A 17,773-nucleotide genomic window follows, 5' to 3' on the forward strand; every position below is an offset into this window, starting at 1 on the left:
CATTATTTTTTGTATATAGCACATCTTTTTGAAGAAAAACCTATTCACCTTATTTTAGAATAAAATAAACTTTTTAATCTTTACCGACAACGGAAATTATAATTTTTTTTTAAATTTCTTCCGTGTTATTTTAGCATCAATATCACATTCACTTATCGCATATAAATATTGATTTATTGAATAATTTTTCAGAAAGGGAAGTTTATATTTAGGCAGTACAACAATATTATTTTTCTTCTTTATAGAATCATTCAACCAAAAAATTAAACACCTTAGAGTTTTTCTTTATTCTAGTCTTTCCGAAAAGCAAAACGGCATAAAAACCCTGTAGCCATAGCAACAAACACTGCAACTATTCCATACCAAAAACTATGTTTGCGCGCTTCATGAAAAATTGTATAGACAATATGTGCTTTAACAATTTCAAGAGTAGTTGTCGCACTACTTATATACTGTCCATCACGGAAAAGGTAAGCATTCACATGATAACGCCCAACAGGAATATTTGCAGGTAATTGAAAATGTGCTGTAAATAATGAACCAGAACCAAAATAAACACCACCCACTTCTTCATGATAGAGATTCTTAGCTTTCTGTAAATTTATCAACTCATTACGGAAACTTTGTATTTTTTCTTGATCTTTTTCATCAGTTGAAAGAGAAAAATAAGATAATCCTAAACCTAAACGTTTATAACTCTCAGCATCAGTGACATCATCAACTTCACGCGTCGTTACCACTGAGTAAAATAGAGGAGCATTTTTAAAAGTTACGCAATCTGCATTAATCCATATTCCTGCCTTACGTTTCTTTTTTCGCACAATCATCGATCGAGTTTGCCCTTCTAAACTAACAATGACATCGTAACGATCTTGTTGACGAAATAACGGATTCATATTTTCTAAAACACCAGCAATATATAGATCATGACCAGAAAAATTTGCACCAACTGTGATCGTATTTGTTGTAACAATAATTTGAACAACTTCCTTCTCTCCTGATATAACTCCTTCACTGCCCTGTGCCTTTATAGAAAAAGAAACGACACAAAACCAGCTTGTCATTATAAATAAGAGGAATAATTTATCCATTACCATCTCATAAAATAACAAGAGAAAAAAGATTATCAGGGCGTATAAATAATTGGAAAGCTAAACGCATACATACAATTATGACAAGAAAAGCGAGTGCCAGACGTAATTGTTCTGCCTTTAACTTTTGTCCAGCCCTTACTCCGTATTGGGCTCCAATCCCTCCTCCAATTGTAAGTAAAAGAGCTAAAACAATATCAACTGACTGGTTACTAACACTTTGCAAAACAGTAGTAAAAGCTGATACGAATGTCATCTGAAAAAGTGAAGTTCCAACCACAACACTAGTTGGAACACGTAAAAGATAAATCAGTGCTGGCACCGTAATAAATCCCCCACCAACGCCCATAATAGAAGATAATAGCCCCACAACGAAACCAATTCCTAAAACTGGAATAATACTTACACAAATCATCGATGTTTGAAAATAAATTTTAAACGGCAATCGACCAATCCAATTATAATAACTAGGAAGATGAGGAGTGATTTCTTTTTTTTCGTGCTGTCGCATCATAGTACATAGACTTTCAACCATCATCAAACTCCCAATACTTCCAAGAAGCAAGACGTAAAGAAGTGAAATAATAAAGTCTAACTGCCCTACTTTCCTAAGAAGAGAAAAAACTTGAATACCGATAAAAGATCCAATTCCCCCTCCAATTACCAAAAGAATACCAAGTTTAACATCAAGAGTACGTTTTTTAAAATGCGTAATTGCCCCCGTTACAGATGACGCGATTACCTGATTAGCTCCTGTTCCAACAGCAATGGTAGGAGGGATATCATAGAAAATCAATAAAGGCGTAATTAAAAAACCACCACCAATTCCAAAAAGTCCTGAAAAAAAACCAACGACTGCTCCCATGCCAATTAAAATTAGCATACTCAATGACAATTCAGCAATTGGTAAATAAATACTCACTAATTCAAAATCTTCAAAAATTTAAGATTTGTTTTTAACTTCTTCTTTTAATATTCTTTATTTTTATAATATAATCTTGACATCGTGCCTATTTCCGCCAAGCTATGAATGAATATTCATAACACATCTCTTATATCCTTTGATATAACTGAATAGCAACATACAAAAACTAATAACAGATAAGATTACATAATAACGTGAAAGTATATTTTAACGACTATTCTTTGAAAGAAAATGCACGCCGAACCCCTGTAAAAAAACCACTTAAGAATTGAACATCAGGTGAATTTTTATTTGTTAGAGAATTTTTCAATGCTTTTGCAAAATCCGTTGATAAGGAGCTTATATTCTCTTGTTCTAATGTATCCTCGTTATTTATTTGTACTGGCTGCATCTTATCTTTTTTCAAAATATTGGATGTTGCATAAGATTGAGAATTCTTATTTTCTTCACAAGCCATATGTGCAAGATAGCGTACAGCTGAATTAATTGATTTGGAAGAAGATTTGCACTGTTTTATTATTGTTTTTTGTGAACTTTCTTTTTCGTAAAGAAGAGTCTGAACTAATGTTTTAATCTGCTCTAAATCCTCAAAAAGCTTTTTTTCTTTCTGCTTCCGAGCGTAATGCTCAGCTAAAATTGCCCGACTAATTTCATTTAAATAAGATTTTAGACTATCATCTACAGAGCTCTGCTTAGCCAACTGACTATGCTTTTTTTTTATCTGCATTTTTTTATAAACATAACGTAGCTTAGCAGAAATATCTGACATCCTTATTTCAGAAGGTGCTTGTATTTCCTGCATTTGATTAACAGTAGAAGTAAAACAATGTTTTTGCTTAACTGGCTTCAGCACATCATGTTTAATATTCACAGATTTTACCTCTTACTTATATTCAATATGAATCACATTAATTAATGAAAAATGTGATCCATTTTAGTAAATAGAGCTTTAAAAATAATAAAAAAATTAAAAATAATTGTATAAGATTAAGTAGGCTAAACGTATTTTTACAATCAAATATAATAAATATTGAGATTAAACAAAAATTATGCGTTAAAAATAGAAAGAGAATAATACAAATAAACACAGAGAAGCTTATATAACTAAAAATAACTATGATAAAATTCAATTTTAAATAATTTGGTTTCTTATAATGATTACTATAAACTCGTAGGCACATAAACAAAGAGGATCGTCATGAAAATAATTGTCGCTGTCAAACGTGTTATTGATCACAATATCAAAATACGTGTTAAATCTGATAGCACAGGTGTTGATTTATCCCATGTTAAAATGTCTATGAACCCTTTTGATGAAATCGCTGTAGAAGAAGCAATTCGACAAAAAGAAGCTGGAAAAATTTCAGAAATTATTCTTGTCTCAATTGGACCAGAAGCAGCACAAGAAACCTTACGAACAGGACTTGCAATGGGAGCAGATCGCGCTATCCTTGTAAAAACTGATGAAATACTCGAACCCTTAGCAATTGCTAAAACTTTAAAAGTTATTATTCTTGAAGAAAAACCAGATATGGTCTTTTTAGGGAAACAAGCCATTGATGATGAATGCAATCAAACTGGCCAGATGCTCGCAGGTCTTCTTGGTTGGGGACAAGCAACTTTTGCTTCATGTTTAAATATAGAAAATGGACGAGCTCAAATCACCCGAGAAGTAGATAACGGCACACAAACTATTTGTCTTCCTCTTCCCGTGGTTATGACTGTTGATTTGCGGCTTAATGAACCACGCTATACCTCTCTTCCTAATATTATAAAAGCTAAAAAGAAACCCATTGAGCAAAAGGATATTGCTAATCTTTGTGTTGATACGCAAAAACGCCTCACAATGCTTAGTATTGAAGAACCCCAACCCCGTCAAGCTGGTATAAAAGTAGCAAATGTTACTGAGCTTATTAATGTACTCAAAAAAATAAATTGCATTTAAAGTATGCTAACAAATAATCAAAAGTAATAATGCATAAAAGGGCAACAACTTATGGCAATTCTTTTATTAGCGGAACACAATAACCATTCCTTAGCACAAGAAACAGAAAAGGCTCTCACTGCTGCTCAATTAATTGGTAATGATATAGACATTCTCGTTTGTGGAATGAAGGTTCATGCTATTGCTAAAAACTGTGCTCAACTGGTTGGCGTTCGGCAGGTACTTGTTGCTGAAGCTGATTATTTAGCGCATCAATTAGCCGAGCCCATGGCAGCAACAATTGTTGAACAAGCGAACGCTTATGATGTGATCATGGCGGCTTCAACAACAACTGGAAAAAATGTCATGCCACGCGTCGCTGCTCTTCTTGATCTTATGCAAATTTCAGACATTATTGATGTTGTCGCATCTGATACCTTTAAACGGCCAATATATGCTGGTAATGCTATTGAAACCGTACGTACAAATGATCGTCAAAAAATTATAACAGTACGTACAGCTTCTTTCCCGCCAACATCCAAAGGAAATGTTGCCCCTATTAAAACAATAACACCAGCTCCTAACCCAAATCTTTCTTTCTTCGTCAAAGAAGAAACAAACAAAAGTGATCGTCCAGATCTTACTTCAGCACACATTATTGTATCAGGTGGACGAGGTCTCGGTTCGGAAGAACAGTTTAAAGCACTACTTTTGCCGCTTGCAACCAAGCTCGGAGCTGCCTTAGGGGCAAGCCGAGCAGCCGTCGATGCAGGCTATGCCCCTAATGATTGGCAAATTGGGCAAACAGGAAAAGTGGTTGCTCCTAAACTCTATATTGCTATCGGCATCTCCGGTGCTATCCAACATCTAGCTGGAATAATGGATGCACAAACCATTGTTGCTATTAATAATGACAAGGAGGCTCCCATTATGCATATTGCTGATTACGCCCTTGTAGGTGATCTTCATCATATTATTCCCGAACTGGAAAAAGCTTTGTAAAACATGAGTGCAGAGATACATCCCCAGCATGAAACTATAGAATGCGATATCATCATTGTAGGTGGAGGGCCAGCAGGGCTTTCTGCTGCTATCCGCTTAAAACAGATCAATCCTAAACTTTCTATTATAATACTAGAAAAAAGCATAGAAATTGGGGCGCATATTCTGTCAGGAGCAGTTATTGATCCCATTGGTATCGATATACTTTTGCCAAAATGGAAAAATGAGCAAAATCACCCTTTCACAACGCCTGTTAGTAGCGATCAGCTTTTTCTACTCACTCCCCAAAATGCCCAAATTTTTCCTAATATTCTCCGCCCTCCAGTTTTATCAAATAATGGTTGCTATATTGCTTCTCTCGGAAACGTCTGTCGTTGGCTAAGCAAAAAAGCTGAAGAATTAGGTGTTGAAATTTATCCTGGCTTTCCAGTATCCGATATTCTCTGCAATGAGCACGGAGCTGTTATTGGTGTCCTCACAGGAGATATGGGTGTTAAAAAAGATGGAACTCCTGGAACAAATTATATACCAGGAACAGCTTTATTGGCAAAATATACCTTGATTGCAGAAGGAGCACGTGGCTCCATTGCTAAGCAACTCATACAAAAATTTAATCTTAGCAAAGATAGGGAACCACAAAAATTTGGTCTCGGACTTAAAGAATTATGGGAAATTAATCCTCAAAAACACAAGCTCGGTTTAATTCAACATTTCACTGGTTGGCCATTAGATAATTATACTGGTGGTGGAGGTTTTCTTTATCACCAAGCAGAAAATTTGATTTCTGTTGGTTTTGTCGTGCATTTGGACTATAAAAACCCTTATCTCTCTCCTTTTGAAGAGTTTCAACGTTTTAAAACGCATCCTAAACTCTACGAGTTCTTTAAAGACGCAAAACGCCTTGCTTATGGTGCACGCACCATCAGTGAAGGAGGATGGCAATCTGTTCCAAAACTTACTTTTCCTGGTGGAGCACTTATTGGCTGTTCTGCCGGTTTTGTCAATGTACCCCGTATCAAAGGCTCACATAATGCTATATTATCTGGCATATTAGCGGCTGAAAAAATCGCCACAGCCCTTGCCCAAGGTCGTGCTCATGATGAAGTTACAGAAATTGAAGACCACTGGCGCAAAAGTCCTATTGGCAAAGATCTTTATACAGTACGAAATGTTAAACCACTCTGGGCAAAATACGGTACCAAATATGGTATCATTCTAGCGGGTTTTGATTTATGGTGGCAACAATTTTTCCGTTTTTCTTTATTTAGAACACTTTCTCATGAAAAAGAAGACTATGAATGTCTCGAACCAGAAGAAAAATTTTATCCTATTGCTTATCCTAAACCAGATGGTGTTGTAACCTTTGATCGTCTTTCTAGTGTAGCTCTTTCAAATACACACCACGAAAAGAACCAACCTTGCCATCTCAAAGTCATTTCCATAGAAAAACAAAAAAGCTCTGAATATGCGGTCTATGGAGGTCCTTCGACACGCTACTGTCCTGCTGCTGTCTATGAATGGATAAAACATGATAATCATGAAACTTATATGATCAATGCTTCAAACTGTATACATTGCAAAACTTGTGATATAAAAGATCCTAATCAAAACATTCATTGGATCTGTCCGCAGGGAAATGAAGGGCCTGTTTATCAAAATATGTAACGAAGCATCTTTGCTACAAAATTGGATATTATAAATTCAATCAAGAATGTATTATATTCAAAACAATTCTTAATTTAATATTGCATAATTGATGTAATCAATTCCTAAAACAAAAAGAACAACATTGTACATTATATCTTAAAATATAAGCTTTGGATAATTACAGTAAAATTTCTTATCTAACTCATTTCATCACTTACTCTATTTGCAACAACCAAAAAAAGGCTACGCAATGCATAGCCCTTCTACTCTACTACTGAAACTATACTCAAATTAATTACGAAACAAAGCTAGAATATTCTGACTTCCTTGATTAGCTATAGAAAGAGCCTGAATCCCAAGCTGCTGCTGAACTTGCAGAGCAGCCAATTTAGCAGATTCTGCATTCATATCAGCATCAACAAGCGCACCAATACCTACTTCAATATTATCTAGTAACTTTTTAACAAAGTTTAGCTGAATATTTACCAAATTAACAGCGGCTCCAATTTTAGAACCTGCAGTCAAAGTCACATTAACTGCATCACGTACTGTATTCTGAACACTTGTCATGATCATACGTTGTATATCTGTATGTAACTCACCAACACCTTTTAATTCAGTAAAATCAGTCAAAGTCATACCATCAAGCACACCTTGGAATTCACCTTTTGCTTTATCATATGCTTCCTGACCGTCTTCGACAGCCTTTTTAGCAGTTTCTACAGCTTCTTTAGCTTTGTCTACAATTTCCTTAGCAGCTTCATCTTCAGGACTCTCACCATACTTAGCTACTGCCTTAGCATAATCAGCTTCTGCCTTCCTTAAAGTATCTTCTAGTTCCTTATATGTAGCATGCGCAGTACTGAATTCCTCAATACCCTTCGCAACTACATCTTCTGCATCCTCTCCTTTACTGCTGCCAAAGATACCTCCCAAGACACCTTGAGACATATCAATCGCACCATCAGGACCAATAACACCAAAGTTCAATTCTGGGCCACCAACATCAATCATATCAACATAAACAGCTGTACCTTCACGACGATACCCTGCTGCCATACCAACAGTCTGACCTCCATTGGAGAGAATATTTTTTCCACCAAAAGAAGCGGATTGAACTGCATTAGAAATATTTCTCATATTTCCTAGAATGGAGTCTTGAATCTTAGCAATGTCATCGCTTCCTTTTTCACGAGCAGAAACCATTGATTTTTGGATATCATCAAGAGCTTCTTTTGTAAGACCAATTGCCGTATCAGCAATACCAACCTGTTCCTTACCTAAGTTAATTGCATCCACAATAGCACTCATTGTGTTGCTGTCATGTCTCATCATTGATGAAATTGACCAATATGCAGTATTGTCAGAAGCATTATTGATACGCAAACCTGTCGAAACACGATCTTTCGACCGATCTAAATTAGCATCAATGTTACGTAAAGTTTGCAATGCAGTTATTGCGGATTTATTTGTAAGTAAACTTGTACCCATAATATCGTCCCTATAACGAAAAAATAAAAAAGGGACATGCTGTTCTACGCAGCGAATGATAGAGCGACATCATGCCTATTGAATAAAATTGAATTCAACCTATCACTGGAGCCACGATATCAAATAAAAAATGATTAATCAAGTTTTTTATTCAGTCTGTGGATAAACCTTTATTTTTTGCAAAGTTTTCTCAAGAGCCATTGTTAAAGCACGTTGCCCACCTTGATGAGAAAAGCAGTCTGATAAAAATTCATTGGTGCCTCCTTTCGTCGAAAATTCTCTTTCAAAAGAAGAAAAATTAACAGCTGTTGAATGACTGGCTTCTGTCTCCTTGCGCATTTCATCGGAAAGATTACCAAACATCATAGCAAGAAAATTTCTTGAATAAATTGGATCTAATCCCTTGTTGACCAACCACTGATATGCTGTTTCTATAAAATTAAAATAAACCCCCATCAATGAACCAGCCGTCATGAAAAGATTAAACTGATCTTCTTCATTAAGAATGACTACACCCCCCAATGCATTAAACATCGTACGTAAAAATGGATGATCCGGATAGATTGGTGTTATATTTTTGCATTCTGCAATAAAAGGCAGTGGAACAGCGCGATAAACTTTATGGTCGATCCATCCCTCAATTTCTACCGTTGGTGCCATTGCAAGAACAGAAACAACAAGCTGATCCGAACGAAAAGAAAGAGAACGCAATACCTCTTCTGCAATTTGATTGGGCAAACACAGAAAAACACAATCACTCACGTCCAATAATTTTTGGTTATTTTCCGCAATGGTGACCTTTTCATATACACGCGCAAGATGCTCTGCCCTCTGTGCATTACGCGGAGAAATGATAATTGACTGTACATCAAAAGTGCTGGCCATTAAACCATCCACCATTGCAGCACTAATTTTACCAGTTCCAAGAAAACCAATTCTCATTTCTACTTCTCATCCCCATCATCATAAATAAAGCTTATTACTCTAAATAGTAACACAAAGCTCTCCAAAAAAACATTTTTTATAAATTTTGTTCTGTAAAAATCTCTATAGCTTAGTCCTAACATTATAGCATAATAAAAAAACAAATATTCGCTTTTTCTGTTTTTATCTTTAAAAATCTTTTATCTTCATATACGCTATGGATAGCGCGCGCTTATCAGATAGGCACGCATATAAATAAAAATCGCTTTAGCTCGCTCTGTTTCATTTAATATAATAGCTGATAGAAGCAGCAACAGATAAAATGGCAAGAATAATCATTCCTAAATAAATTTTAGGTTTATCTAATAAAATTGGGAAAGCAGAAAACCAACCAATAATAGCCGCTAATAATGCAAATAAAAAACCGGGTTTATTCATAGTCACAATATGCACTGCCATTAAACCACTAATAATCAGCATTCCAAAAACAATTAGTAATCCTGCTGCAAGCTTTTCATAATCATCCATATTTTTTCCTCATCTTGATAAAATATCTCCTCTTCTCTCTCAATCTATGCGCATACAAGACAAAATATCTTTAGCCACTAGGGTGAAATATGTTTATTGATAAGGCTCAAAAAATGCCGGAATATGCTGAGGCCAACACCATGGTAAAATTGCAATCAAATCAAACCGCACACATAAAAGGGAACGATCCTTTTGTTGAGCAAGCCAAATATCAGCTGTTGCCTCAATACGTTTTTCACTTGTTCGACAAACAGCAGTCATTGCTTCTGCCAATGTTGAACGTGCTTTTACTTCAACAATTAAAACAAGATTCCCACGTCTTGCTATTAAATCAATTTCACCACATTTTGTTTTAAAACGCCTTTTAACAATACGAAACCCTTTCAAACGCAACCACCAAGCTGCCCACCTTTCCGCACGAAGACCCCGATAAAAAGAGACTTGCTTACGTTTTTTTTGCTTCATCTCTTCTTCCCTTTAAAAGAGTTAAACGCTGAAAAAGTTCCTGTTTTTTACATCCTGTTTTCTTTGCAGCTAAAGCAGCTGCTTTAGATGCAGGATAAACACTTGCTAACTCTAGCAATATCTTATTAATCTCATGAGAGCCTATTGCCTCGAAAGAATTGATTTCTTCTCTAACTAGTACAACAATTTCCCCACGAATACGGTCTTTTTTTTGATAATTTTCAACTAAACTTCCTAAAGTAGAAACATCCACTGTTTCAAACTTCTTGGTTAATTCGCGACATATTGCCGCCGGACGATCAGCTGTAAAAATAGTAACCATATCTTGTAAAGCTTCTACAAGACGATGGGGAGATTCATAAAAAACTAAAGTTGCAGGAACAGCCTTTAATTGTTCTAACTGCTTCCGACGTTGCGCTTTTTTCGCGCTCAAGAAACCTACAAAGAAAAAACTGTCCGTAGGGAGACCTGTCGTTACAATAGCTGCTAAAAAAGCTGATGCACCAGGAATCGGGATAATTTTATGACCTGCTTTCCGTGCTTCTTCTACCAATCTAAATCCAGGATCAGAAATAAGAGGAGTTCCAGCATCTGATACAAGTGCCACTGTTTTATTTTCTGCCAACGCTGCTAACAACATCAATCGTGCTTTTTGTGCATTATGTTCATGATAAAGAAAGAGTTTTCTCCGAATACCATAATGATCCAATAAAACACGCGTTACTCGCGTATCCTCACAAGCTAAAATATCAACTCCTGCAAGCACTTGTAAAGCACGAATAGTTATATCTGCTAGATTGCCAATAGGAGTTGCTACCAAATAAAGCCCTAATTCTATAACAGGTGCAGAATAAGCGTGAGCACCTATAAAATACGTTTTTTCACTCATGCTCTTTCTTTATCCTAGGTGTTCTCTTTTTCTACAAGATTACATCCATAACCTTCACTGATGATGATCGGCCATTTCTGCCAAAATCGCTTTTGCTGCAGCTAAGGGATTGACCGCTTGAATAATCGGTCGTGCTACTACAAGATGGCTTGCACCAGCATCTAATGCTTCCTTTGGGGTCATCACTCGTTTTTGATCACCTCTATCACTTCCTGTAGGACGAATCCCTGGCGTTACTAAGGCCATATCAGTTCCAATAATCTTCCGCAAATTAGCTGCTTCACGGGCTGATGCAACAATTCCACCCATTCCTGCTTCTCGAGCTTGTTCAGCCCTTTTAACTGTTAAATCCGCTAAGTTCTCTCTATAACCGGCATTTTTCAGATCAACTTCATCCATTGATGTCAATACCGTCACCCCCAACAAACATAAGTCGCTTCCTTGAGCAGCAGCAACAGCTGCTTGCATCGCTGTTGGATAAGCATGGATCGTTAGCATTGAAACACCCAATTTTGCAATATTCTCTACAGCTCTCGCAATCGTATGATCAATATCTAATAGTTTCATATCAAAAAATACTTTTTTTCGCGCCTGAATAAGATCTCTAATGAATTCGATTCCTCCGGAAAAAACAAATTGATAACCAATTTTATAAAAACTGATATAATCACCTAATTGTATAACTATTTTTTCTGCTTGCTTCATATCTGGAACATCTAATCCAACAATAAGACGTCCACTCATTGCCGCTCCCATAAAAATACTCCCTTAAATTTCATGATCATTTGATCTCAACGAACCATACGAAAAAAATAAAAATTCAAGAAAGTTTATTTTTCATCTGTTGAATCATTGTACGATAAAGGTTGGCATACTCCCCTTCAGGATCAGCAACAAAAATTGGTACACCATCATCTGAAGAAGACCGTAAAATTGCATCAAGTGGCATTTCGGCCAAGAAAGGAATTCCCCGACTTTCTGCTTCTGATCGCACTCCACCATAACCAAAAATATCATAGCGTCTTCCAGTATCAGGAGCAATAAAATAACTCATATTCTCAACAAGCCCCAAAATAGGAACTTCAACTTTCATAAACATTTCTATTGCCTTACGTGCATCAACCAAAGCAAGATCTTGTGGTGTAGAAACAATCAATGCACCTGTTAACTGAACCTGCTGAACAAGTGTTAATTGCGTATCTCCTGTCCCTGGCGGCATATCAACCACCAAAACATCAAGAGGTCCCCATAAAACATCTCTAAGTAATTGAGTTACCGCAGCCATTACCATAGGACCACGCCAGACTATCGGTTTTTCCTCTTCAATCAAAAAACCCATCGACATTAATTTGAGACCAAATTTTTCAAGAGGTTGTAGCTTTTTACCATTAACTATTCTTGTTCTTTGATTAATAAGTCCTATCAAACGTGGTAGAGATGGACCATAAATATCTGCATCCATTAAACCCGTTTTAAAGCCAGCATCTTGTAGAGCTAATGCAATATTTATCGCCATTATAGATTTACCAACCCCCCTTTTCCAGAAGCAACTGCAAGAACATGTCGCACACCTTCTACTGGTGTCTTCATGAGTAAAGCACCACCTCCTTTACGTTTTGGTGTATAAACAGTTGTATTTTTATTTACATGAGAAGAAAACACCCTCGGTTTTTTTTCTGCCGTAAGCGTAACCATAACGGCTTTAACTCCTTCTATGGCAGACACAACTTCTTCAGCAGCACAACGCAATGGTTCAAATTCCTGCACACATCCATCAGGAACAGTAATTGAAAAGAAAACCTTTCCATCAGCAATAAATATTTCTGAAAGAAGCCCTAGTGATACAATATCATTCTCAAAACTAGGACTTTTAACTTTATGTAGTTCTTGACGGATAGCCTCGCGTGTAATAGAACCCACGCTCTTTCCTCTCTATACAAATACTAGATAATGCAGCAATAAGGATGAAAAACATTCAAGTCAACTGCTTATCTAATTTTCTCCTGTGAAAACAATGATATTGTACCCAAAAACACAATAAATCCAAATCCGATAATTCGAAATAAAACAATTTAAAAATATAAAACTATGAAAATGAAAGCCTTTTTCGTATGCAAAAGCAATGCAGAATTTATCTTACATCTCAATTTTTAATATTTACTATAATGCAAAAAACGAAGATAAATTAATTATGTAGTAAATTATCATTTTTTCTCAATAAAGCGACAAATTAATTGCATATTAAATAACTTAAACGCACATTAATAACAGTTTGTTTTCACATTGCTGACAAATACTCTATAATTGACTTTTTTGATGTTTTCTTTTATTGGAAACAATGTTCACTTTAGAAATTTTTGGTAAATAATTTTTCTTATCAAGCATATAATAGAACCAAGAAGGGCCGTACACCGCGGTTTTAAATAAATGAAACGTACTTACCAACCCTCTAAACTTATTCGTAAACGTCGTCATGGTTTCCGTGCTCGTATGGCAACTGCTGGTGGACGTAAAGTTATTGCAGCTCGACGCGCTCGTGGTCGCAAGCGGTTATCTGCTTAAGTGTAAATTTCATAATAAACTGAAATATTTGCTTTTGTACATAAAAATCAGGTATCAGGTATATAAATTATAGAACAAGTATTTAGCAAAACTGCAAAGAATCTGTTATATGAAACAAAAGTACCCTTGTCGCATTCGCAAGAGAGTAGATTTTTTGGCTGTACATACAGGAGAAAAGCGGCGTGGTCCTTTGTTTTTACTTGAAATAAAGCGCCGTGAACAGACAGCAAAAACCAAATATCCTCTTACTGCACGTGTAGGCTTTACTGTAACACGAAAAAATGGCAATGCTGTTCAACGTAATCGTATTAAAAGACGTTTGCGTGAAGCTGTCCGAGTTGGACTAACAAATGAGATGGAAGCAGGGACTGATTATGTTATTATCGCCCACCGTAATATTCTTCATGCACCTTTTACACTTCTCATTAGCGAATTAAGCCGACGAATAAAATCAAAAACGAAAAAAACAACGGTAGTAGGATAATATAAATGGAATATAACCGCAATTTTTTTATCGCCATTGGACTATCTTTTGTGGTTTTCGTTGCATGGCATTTTTTGTACGTTATTCCTCAACAAGCAAAATTACAAGAATCAAAAATAATAGCGCAAAAATTATCAAATCATAATGCAGCACTTCCTACGAATGATATGCATTTTTCTAATAATGCATTAACAGATGATACAGTACCTGTAACTAATCGCCCTATAACACCTGAAATGCGTAAAGCGGAATTAGCCAAAACAGACCGTATTTTGATCAAAACCAATGAACTTGAGGGATCCATTAATCTTGTTGGTGGGAAATTTGACGATCTTCTGCTCAAAAAATATCGCCTAAAAGTAGATAAAAAATCACCAGAAATTATACTATTGAATCCTAGCGGACTTCCAACAGCTTATTTTGCTGAATTCGGTTTTACGAGTTCATCCTTGCCAGCAAAAGCCTTGCCACAATCTAATACAAAATGGCAACTTGAAGGTTACAATACAATATTAACACCCTCAACACCCATAACCTTAGTCTATAATAATGGACAGGGACAAATTTTTCATCGTACTTTTTCAGTCGATGACCATTACATGTTTACCATTAAAGATTCTATTAGCAATGAAAGTAGTAGTCCTATATATATCTCGTCTTATGCTCGAGTTGCACGCACTGCTCCACCAGAAGATACAAATGCAACCTATTTACTCCATGAAGGTATGATTGGTATTGCAGGTAATTCCCTTAAAACTGAAAAATATACAGCCTTAGCAGAACTTAGCCCTAATCCTCAAAATGGTCAGAAAAGTATAATTTTTCCCAATATTACAGGAGGGTGGATTGGTATAACCGATAAATATTGGGCTGTAGCAGTTATTCCTCCACAAGATAAGGAATATACAAGTCGTTTTGTTTATTTTGATCGATTGAACACCCATTATCAATCCGATTTGCAAAGTGCACTCTTAACAGTTTCTCCCCATGAAACAAAAACCATCATCAACCGTTTTTTTGCTGGCGCAAAACGAGTTGAAATCATTAATCACTATCAAAATCAATTAAAAATTAATAAATTCAGTCTTCTCATTGATTGGGGTTGGTTCGATTTTATTACCAAACCGATGTTCACTCTTATTGACATACTTTATAAATATACAGAAAATTTTGGTATTGCTATCCTTCTTATTACAGTGCTCTTAAAAATACTTTTATTTCCACTTGCCCATAAATCTTATAAATCTATGGCGCGTATAAAACTTATACAACCAATGATGCTAGAAATTAAAGAAAAGTACGCAAATGATCGGAATAAACAACAACAAGCAATAATAGAATTGTATAAAACAAAAAAAATTAATCCTTTTGCAGGTTGCTGGCCCATACTCGTTCAATTCCCTATATTTTTTGCTCTCTATAAAGTTCTTTATATTACCATTGAAATGCGACATGCACCTTTTTTTGGTTGGATTCAAGACTTAGCAGCACCTGATCCAACTTCTATTTTTAATTTATTCGGCTTATTACCTTATGCAGTACCAACATTTCTTATTCTAGGAGCATGGCCTTTAATTATGGGAATAACGATGTTCCTACAAATGCAAATGAATCCGCTTCCCCAAGATCCAACACAAGTTATCGTTTTTAGATGGATGCCGGTTATCTTCACCGTTATGCTAGCTTCTTTCCCAGCTGGCCTTGTGATCTATTGGGCATGGAACAATATATTATCAATTATTCAGCAAAGTATTATAATGAAATGTCAGGGTGTAAAAATTGAATTTTTTGATAATCTGAAAGCTATTGTGCAGAAAAAATCTAAAAAAGAAATACATAAATGACACAATATCATGATCTTTCTGGACTTTTTGTCCGTAATTGGATTTTCATTCGCGGTGTACCTACAATGAAATTTCTACCACCCGAAGGACCACCAGAAATTGCATTTGCAGGACGCTCTAATGTTGGAAAATCTTCTCTTATCAATGCGTTAGTTCAACAAAAAAATTTGGCACGTACTTCTAATACACCAGGGCGTACCCAAGAATTAAATTATTTCATACCCGATGGTTTTAATGGACAAACACACCATCTTCCTCCTGTCGCACTTGTAGATATGCCAGGTTATGGTTTTGCTGAAGCTCCAAAAAATCTAATTAATGCGTGGACACATTTAATTTTTGACTATTTACGAGGTCGTACAACACTCAAACGTGTTTATGTTTTGATTGATTCACGTCATGGAATTAAAAAGAACGATACTGATACTCTTAATCTTCTTGACAAAGCAGCAGTCTCTTATCAAATTGTTTTAACCAAAAGTGATAAAATTAAATTAAATACGCTTGAAGCTTTAATAATAATGACAAAAACCAAACTTCTTAAACATTCAGCAGCCTATCCCGAAATTTTAGTAACCTCCGCGGAAAAAGCTTCTGGGTTAGAAGAATTACGCACAGCTATTATACAAGCCATTACATAACAAACACGTCTTAATTAATGTGTTATAAACATAGCTGGTAATTGTTAATAGTCTTGTGCTTATAGCAAAGCACTTTTATAAAAGTGTTTTATTATTTAAAAGAATCCACCGTCTCTATTTGATCGTATAAATTATGCTAACACTTTTTCATTACCCTCTCTCTTCTGCTTCCCGTTTTATACGCATTGTTCTTGAAGAATATAGTGCGGCTACTCACCTAATTGAAGAACATGAGTGGGCAAGAAGGAATGAGTTTCTTACGCTTAATCCAGCAGGACATTTACCCGTCCTTCTTGCTGAACGTGAAGTTCCATTATCAGGTGCCATTGTAATCTACGAGTATTTAGATGAAACACGTGGTAGTTTACGGCAAGAAAAGAGATTTTTTCCTGAAACTTCTTTAGAGCGAGCGGAAGTACGCCGCCTTATTGATTGGTTCTTAAATAAATTTGAAAATGAAGCTACACGCCATATTGTACGAGAGCGTATCTATAAACGTGAAATGCCGTTAGCTATTGGTGGTGGAGCACCCAATTCGCAAATTTTACGGAATGCTCGGGCTAATATTGCACCACATATGAATTACCTAGATTGGCTTTGTGCATCCCGCAACTGGCTAGCTGGATCGGAACTATCTTATGCCGATTTAGCAGCTGCAGCTTCTGTTTCTGTACTTGACTTTTTAGCAGAAATTGATTGGAAGCTTTTTCCTGCTGCCCGTGAATGGTATATGCGAATTAAATCTCGCCCTTCTTTTCGGCCTCTTTTAATGGACCGTGTTCGGGGAACTGCTCCTAGTTCTCACTATACTGATCTCGACTTCTAACTAGAAGCATAGCTCAATCTTTTATTTTAAAGGTGATATCTATATACGATTAAAACTGCCTTTCGTACAAATAAAATTTTTCTTCAATTTCCCAATAAAAGCTGCTGTGAAAGCAGTAGTATGAACTAAATAAAGAATTAAAAATATATATTAATTATTAAACTAGATATTACTTTCCTGTTTAGATTAGTTTTAATACATAAATGTTCTGTCTGATTGAAAGTAGCCTATACCTTTTATGCAAATGCTTATATCTGATAATCTAATCATTGTTTCGCACTCATTCTTTCTAGAAAGATTGAGTGCTTCTATTTCTTTAATATCAAATGGAGATTCCTCTTCTTCAACTGAGGTAATAATCTTCAAAGGCAAATTTAGAATGTCATTATAACGATTAAAATGACAAAATAGGAGAACAAACAACGCAGTAATTTATAATAAAACAATGCATTAAGGTTGTTTCTTAATCCTTATATAAATTAAAGGACAGTTGGAAAAAAAAAGAAAATTTGCCTATAATTTAAAATAAA

At 35.6% G+C, this 17,773-nt stretch carries 17 protein-coding genes and 1 pseudogene; 8 read left to right on the forward strand and 10 right to left on the reverse strand.

All coding sequences use genetic code 11. The features are described from left to right. Positions 1-290 precede the first annotated feature (290 nt). From BAR153v2_RS05240 to BAR153v2_RS05250, 3 genes are all read right to left on the reverse strand, one after another. On the reverse strand, positions 291-1,091 hold the full coding sequence (locus BAR153v2_RS05240) for a TIGR02186 family protein (RefSeq protein WP_078680614.1): 801 nt from the start codon (positions 1,089-1,091) through the stop codon (positions 291-293). A gap of 7 nt (positions 1,092-1,098) precedes the next feature. Further along, positions 1,099-2,013, reverse strand: coding sequence for a sulfite exporter TauE/SafE family protein (locus BAR153v2_RS05245; RefSeq protein WP_078680615.1), 915 nt, complete (start codon positions 2,011-2,013; stop codon positions 1,099-1,101). A 217-nt stretch (positions 2,014-2,230) separates the two neighbouring features. Next, complete coding sequence (locus tag BAR153v2_RS05250) at positions 2,231-2,887, reverse strand: hypothetical protein (RefSeq protein ID WP_078680616.1); 657 nt, start codon at positions 2,885-2,887, stop codon at positions 2,231-2,233. A 327-nt stretch (positions 2,888-3,214) separates the two neighbouring features. Between BAR153v2_RS05250 and BAR153v2_RS05255 the strand changes: the two genes are divergently transcribed. From BAR153v2_RS05255 to BAR153v2_RS05265, 3 genes are read left to right on the forward strand one after another with little or no spacing between them, the layout of a single operon-like run. Beyond that, on the forward strand, positions 3,215-3,961 hold the full coding sequence (locus tag BAR153v2_RS05255) for an electron transfer flavoprotein subunit beta/FixA family protein (RefSeq protein WP_078680617.1): 747 nt from the start codon (positions 3,215-3,217) through the stop codon (positions 3,959-3,961). Positions 3,962-4,012: 51 nt separating this feature from the next. Beyond that, positions 4,013-4,942, forward strand: a complete 930-nt coding sequence (locus BAR153v2_RS05260; RefSeq protein ID WP_078680618.1) for an electron transfer flavoprotein subunit alpha/FixB family protein — start codon at positions 4,013-4,015, stop codon at positions 4,940-4,942. A 3-nt stretch (positions 4,943-4,945) separates the two neighbouring features. Next, a complete protein-coding gene (locus BAR153v2_RS05265) occupies positions 4,946-6,607 on the forward strand; it encodes an electron transfer flavoprotein-ubiquinone oxidoreductase (protein ID WP_078680619.1) in 1,662 nt (553 codons plus the stop codon). A gap of 273 nt (positions 6,608-6,880) precedes the next feature. Here the strand turns inward: BAR153v2_RS05265 and BAR153v2_RS05270 are convergent, their stop codons facing one another. The 7 genes and pseudogenes from BAR153v2_RS05270 to BAR153v2_RS05300 form a co-directional block, all read right to left on the reverse strand. Continuing rightward, positions 6,881-8,080, reverse strand: coding sequence for a flagellin (locus tag BAR153v2_RS05270; protein ID WP_078680620.1), 1,200 nt, complete (start codon positions 8,078-8,080; stop codon positions 6,881-6,883). A 147-nt stretch (positions 8,081-8,227) separates the two neighbouring features. Beyond that, positions 8,228-9,022, reverse strand: a complete 795-nt coding sequence (locus tag BAR153v2_RS05275; RefSeq protein WP_078680621.1) for a pyrroline-5-carboxylate reductase — start codon at positions 9,020-9,022, stop codon at positions 8,228-8,230. Between the two features lie 264 nt (positions 9,023-9,286). After that, positions 9,287-9,532 carry a hypothetical protein gene (locus tag BAR153v2_RS05280; RefSeq protein WP_078680622.1) on the reverse strand — a complete coding sequence of 82 codons (246 nt, stop codon included), beginning with the start codon at positions 9,530-9,532 and terminating at the stop codon, positions 9,287-9,289. Between the two features lie 93 nt (positions 9,533-9,625). Continuing rightward, the gene (locus tag BAR153v2_RS05285; RefSeq protein ID WP_078680623.1) at positions 9,626-9,997 is read right to left on the reverse strand and encodes a YraN family protein; all 372 of its coding nucleotides are present in this window, start codon (positions 9,995-9,997) and stop codon (positions 9,626-9,628) included. Continuing rightward, the gene (rsmI, locus tag BAR153v2_RS05290) at positions 9,978-10,886 is read right to left on the reverse strand and encodes a 16S rRNA (cytidine(1402)-2'-O)-methyltransferase (protein WP_078680624.1); all 909 of its coding nucleotides are present in this window, start codon (positions 10,884-10,886) and stop codon (positions 9,978-9,980) included. Before rsmI ends, BAR153v2_RS05285 begins: the two co-directional genes overlap by 20 nt. A 54-nt stretch (positions 10,887-10,940) precedes the next feature. Continuing rightward, positions 10,941-11,642: an orotidine-5'-phosphate decarboxylase gene (pyrF, locus tag BAR153v2_RS05295; RefSeq protein WP_078680625.1), complete on the reverse strand. Its 702-nt coding sequence runs from the start codon at positions 11,640-11,642 to the stop codon at positions 10,941-10,943. A 64-nt stretch (positions 11,643-11,706) separates the two neighbouring features. Continuing rightward, positions 11,707-12,806: pseudogene (locus tag BAR153v2_RS05300) on the reverse strand (P-loop NTPase). Between the two features lie 507 nt (positions 12,807-13,313). On the opposite strand from BAR153v2_RS05300, the gene rpmH reads away from it, so the two are divergent. From rpmH to BAR153v2_RS05325, 5 genes are all read left to right on the forward strand, one after another. Further along, positions 13,314-13,448: a 50S ribosomal protein L34 gene (gene rpmH, locus BAR153v2_RS05305; RefSeq protein WP_078680626.1), complete on the forward strand. Its 135-nt coding sequence runs from the start codon at positions 13,314-13,316 to the stop codon at positions 13,446-13,448. Positions 13,449-13,557: 109 nt separating this feature from the next. Then, positions 13,558-13,932: a ribonuclease P protein component gene (gene rnpA, locus BAR153v2_RS05310; protein ID WP_078680627.1), complete on the forward strand. Its 375-nt coding sequence runs from the start codon at positions 13,558-13,560 to the stop codon at positions 13,930-13,932. A 5-nt stretch (positions 13,933-13,937) separates the two neighbouring features. After that, a complete protein-coding gene (yidC, locus tag BAR153v2_RS05315; protein WP_078680628.1) occupies positions 13,938-15,776 on the forward strand; it encodes a membrane protein insertase YidC in 1,839 nt (612 codons plus the stop codon). After that, positions 15,773-16,417: a ribosome biogenesis GTP-binding protein YihA/YsxC gene (gene yihA / locus BAR153v2_RS05320; RefSeq protein WP_078680629.1), complete on the forward strand. Its 645-nt coding sequence runs from the start codon at positions 15,773-15,775 to the stop codon at positions 16,415-16,417. Before yidC ends, yihA begins: the two co-directional genes overlap by 4 nt. 133 nt (positions 16,418-16,550) lie before the next feature. Further along, the gene (locus tag BAR153v2_RS05325) at positions 16,551-17,243 is read left to right on the forward strand and encodes a glutathione S-transferase family protein (protein ID WP_078680630.1); all 693 of its coding nucleotides are present in this window, start codon (positions 16,551-16,553) and stop codon (positions 17,241-17,243) included. Positions 17,244-17,773 lie beyond the last annotated feature (530 nt).

Origin of the sequence: Bartonella sp. AR 15-3 (genome assembly GCF_002022445.1) — a bacterium.
GTDB lineage: Bacteria > Pseudomonadota > Alphaproteobacteria > Rhizobiales > Rhizobiaceae > Bartonella.

Coding starts and splice junctions, on each gene's coding strand:
- BAR153v2_RS05270 (WP_078680620.1), bottom strand. CDS start 8,080: ATGGGTACAAGTTTACTTACAAATAAATCCGCAATAACTGCATTGCAA.
- BAR153v2_RS05285 (WP_078680623.1), bottom strand. CDS start 9,997: ATGAAGCAAAAAAAACGTAAGCAAGTCTCTTTTTATCGGGGTCTTCGT.
- BAR153v2_RS05255 (WP_078680617.1), top strand. CDS start 3,215: ATGAAAATAATTGTCGCTGTCAAACGTGTTATTGATCACAATATCAAA.
- yidC (WP_078680628.1), top strand. CDS start 13,938: ATGGAATATAACCGCAATTTTTTTATCGCCATTGGACTATCTTTTGTG.
- BAR153v2_RS05325 (WP_078680630.1), top strand. CDS start 16,551: ATGCTAACACTTTTTCATTACCCTCTCTCTTCTGCTTCCCGTTTTATA.
- rnpA (WP_078680627.1), top strand. CDS start 13,558: ATGAAACAAAAGTACCCTTGTCGCATTCGCAAGAGAGTAGATTTTTTG.
- rpmH (WP_078680626.1), top strand. CDS start 13,314: ATGAAACGTACTTACCAACCCTCTAAACTTATTCGTAAACGTCGTCAT.
- pyrF (WP_078680625.1), bottom strand. CDS start 11,642: ATGGGAGCGGCAATGAGTGGACGTCTTATTGTTGGATTAGATGTTCCA.
- BAR153v2_RS05240 (WP_078680614.1), bottom strand. CDS start 1,091: ATGGATAAATTATTCCTCTTATTTATAATGACAAGCTGGTTTTGTGTC.
- BAR153v2_RS05260 (WP_078680618.1), top strand. CDS start 4,013: ATGGCAATTCTTTTATTAGCGGAACACAATAACCATTCCTTAGCACAA.
- rsmI (WP_078680624.1), bottom strand. CDS start 10,886: ATGAGTGAAAAAACGTATTTTATAGGTGCTCACGCTTATTCTGCACCT.
- BAR153v2_RS05275 (WP_078680621.1), bottom strand. CDS start 9,022: ATGAGAATTGGTTTTCTTGGAACTGGTAAAATTAGTGCTGCAATGGTG.
- BAR153v2_RS05280 (WP_078680622.1), bottom strand. CDS start 9,532: ATGGATGATTATGAAAAGCTTGCAGCAGGATTACTAATTGTTTTTGGA.
- yihA (WP_078680629.1), top strand. CDS start 15,773: ATGACACAATATCATGATCTTTCTGGACTTTTTGTCCGTAATTGGATT.
- BAR153v2_RS05265 (WP_078680619.1), top strand. CDS start 4,946: ATGAGTGCAGAGATACATCCCCAGCATGAAACTATAGAATGCGATATC.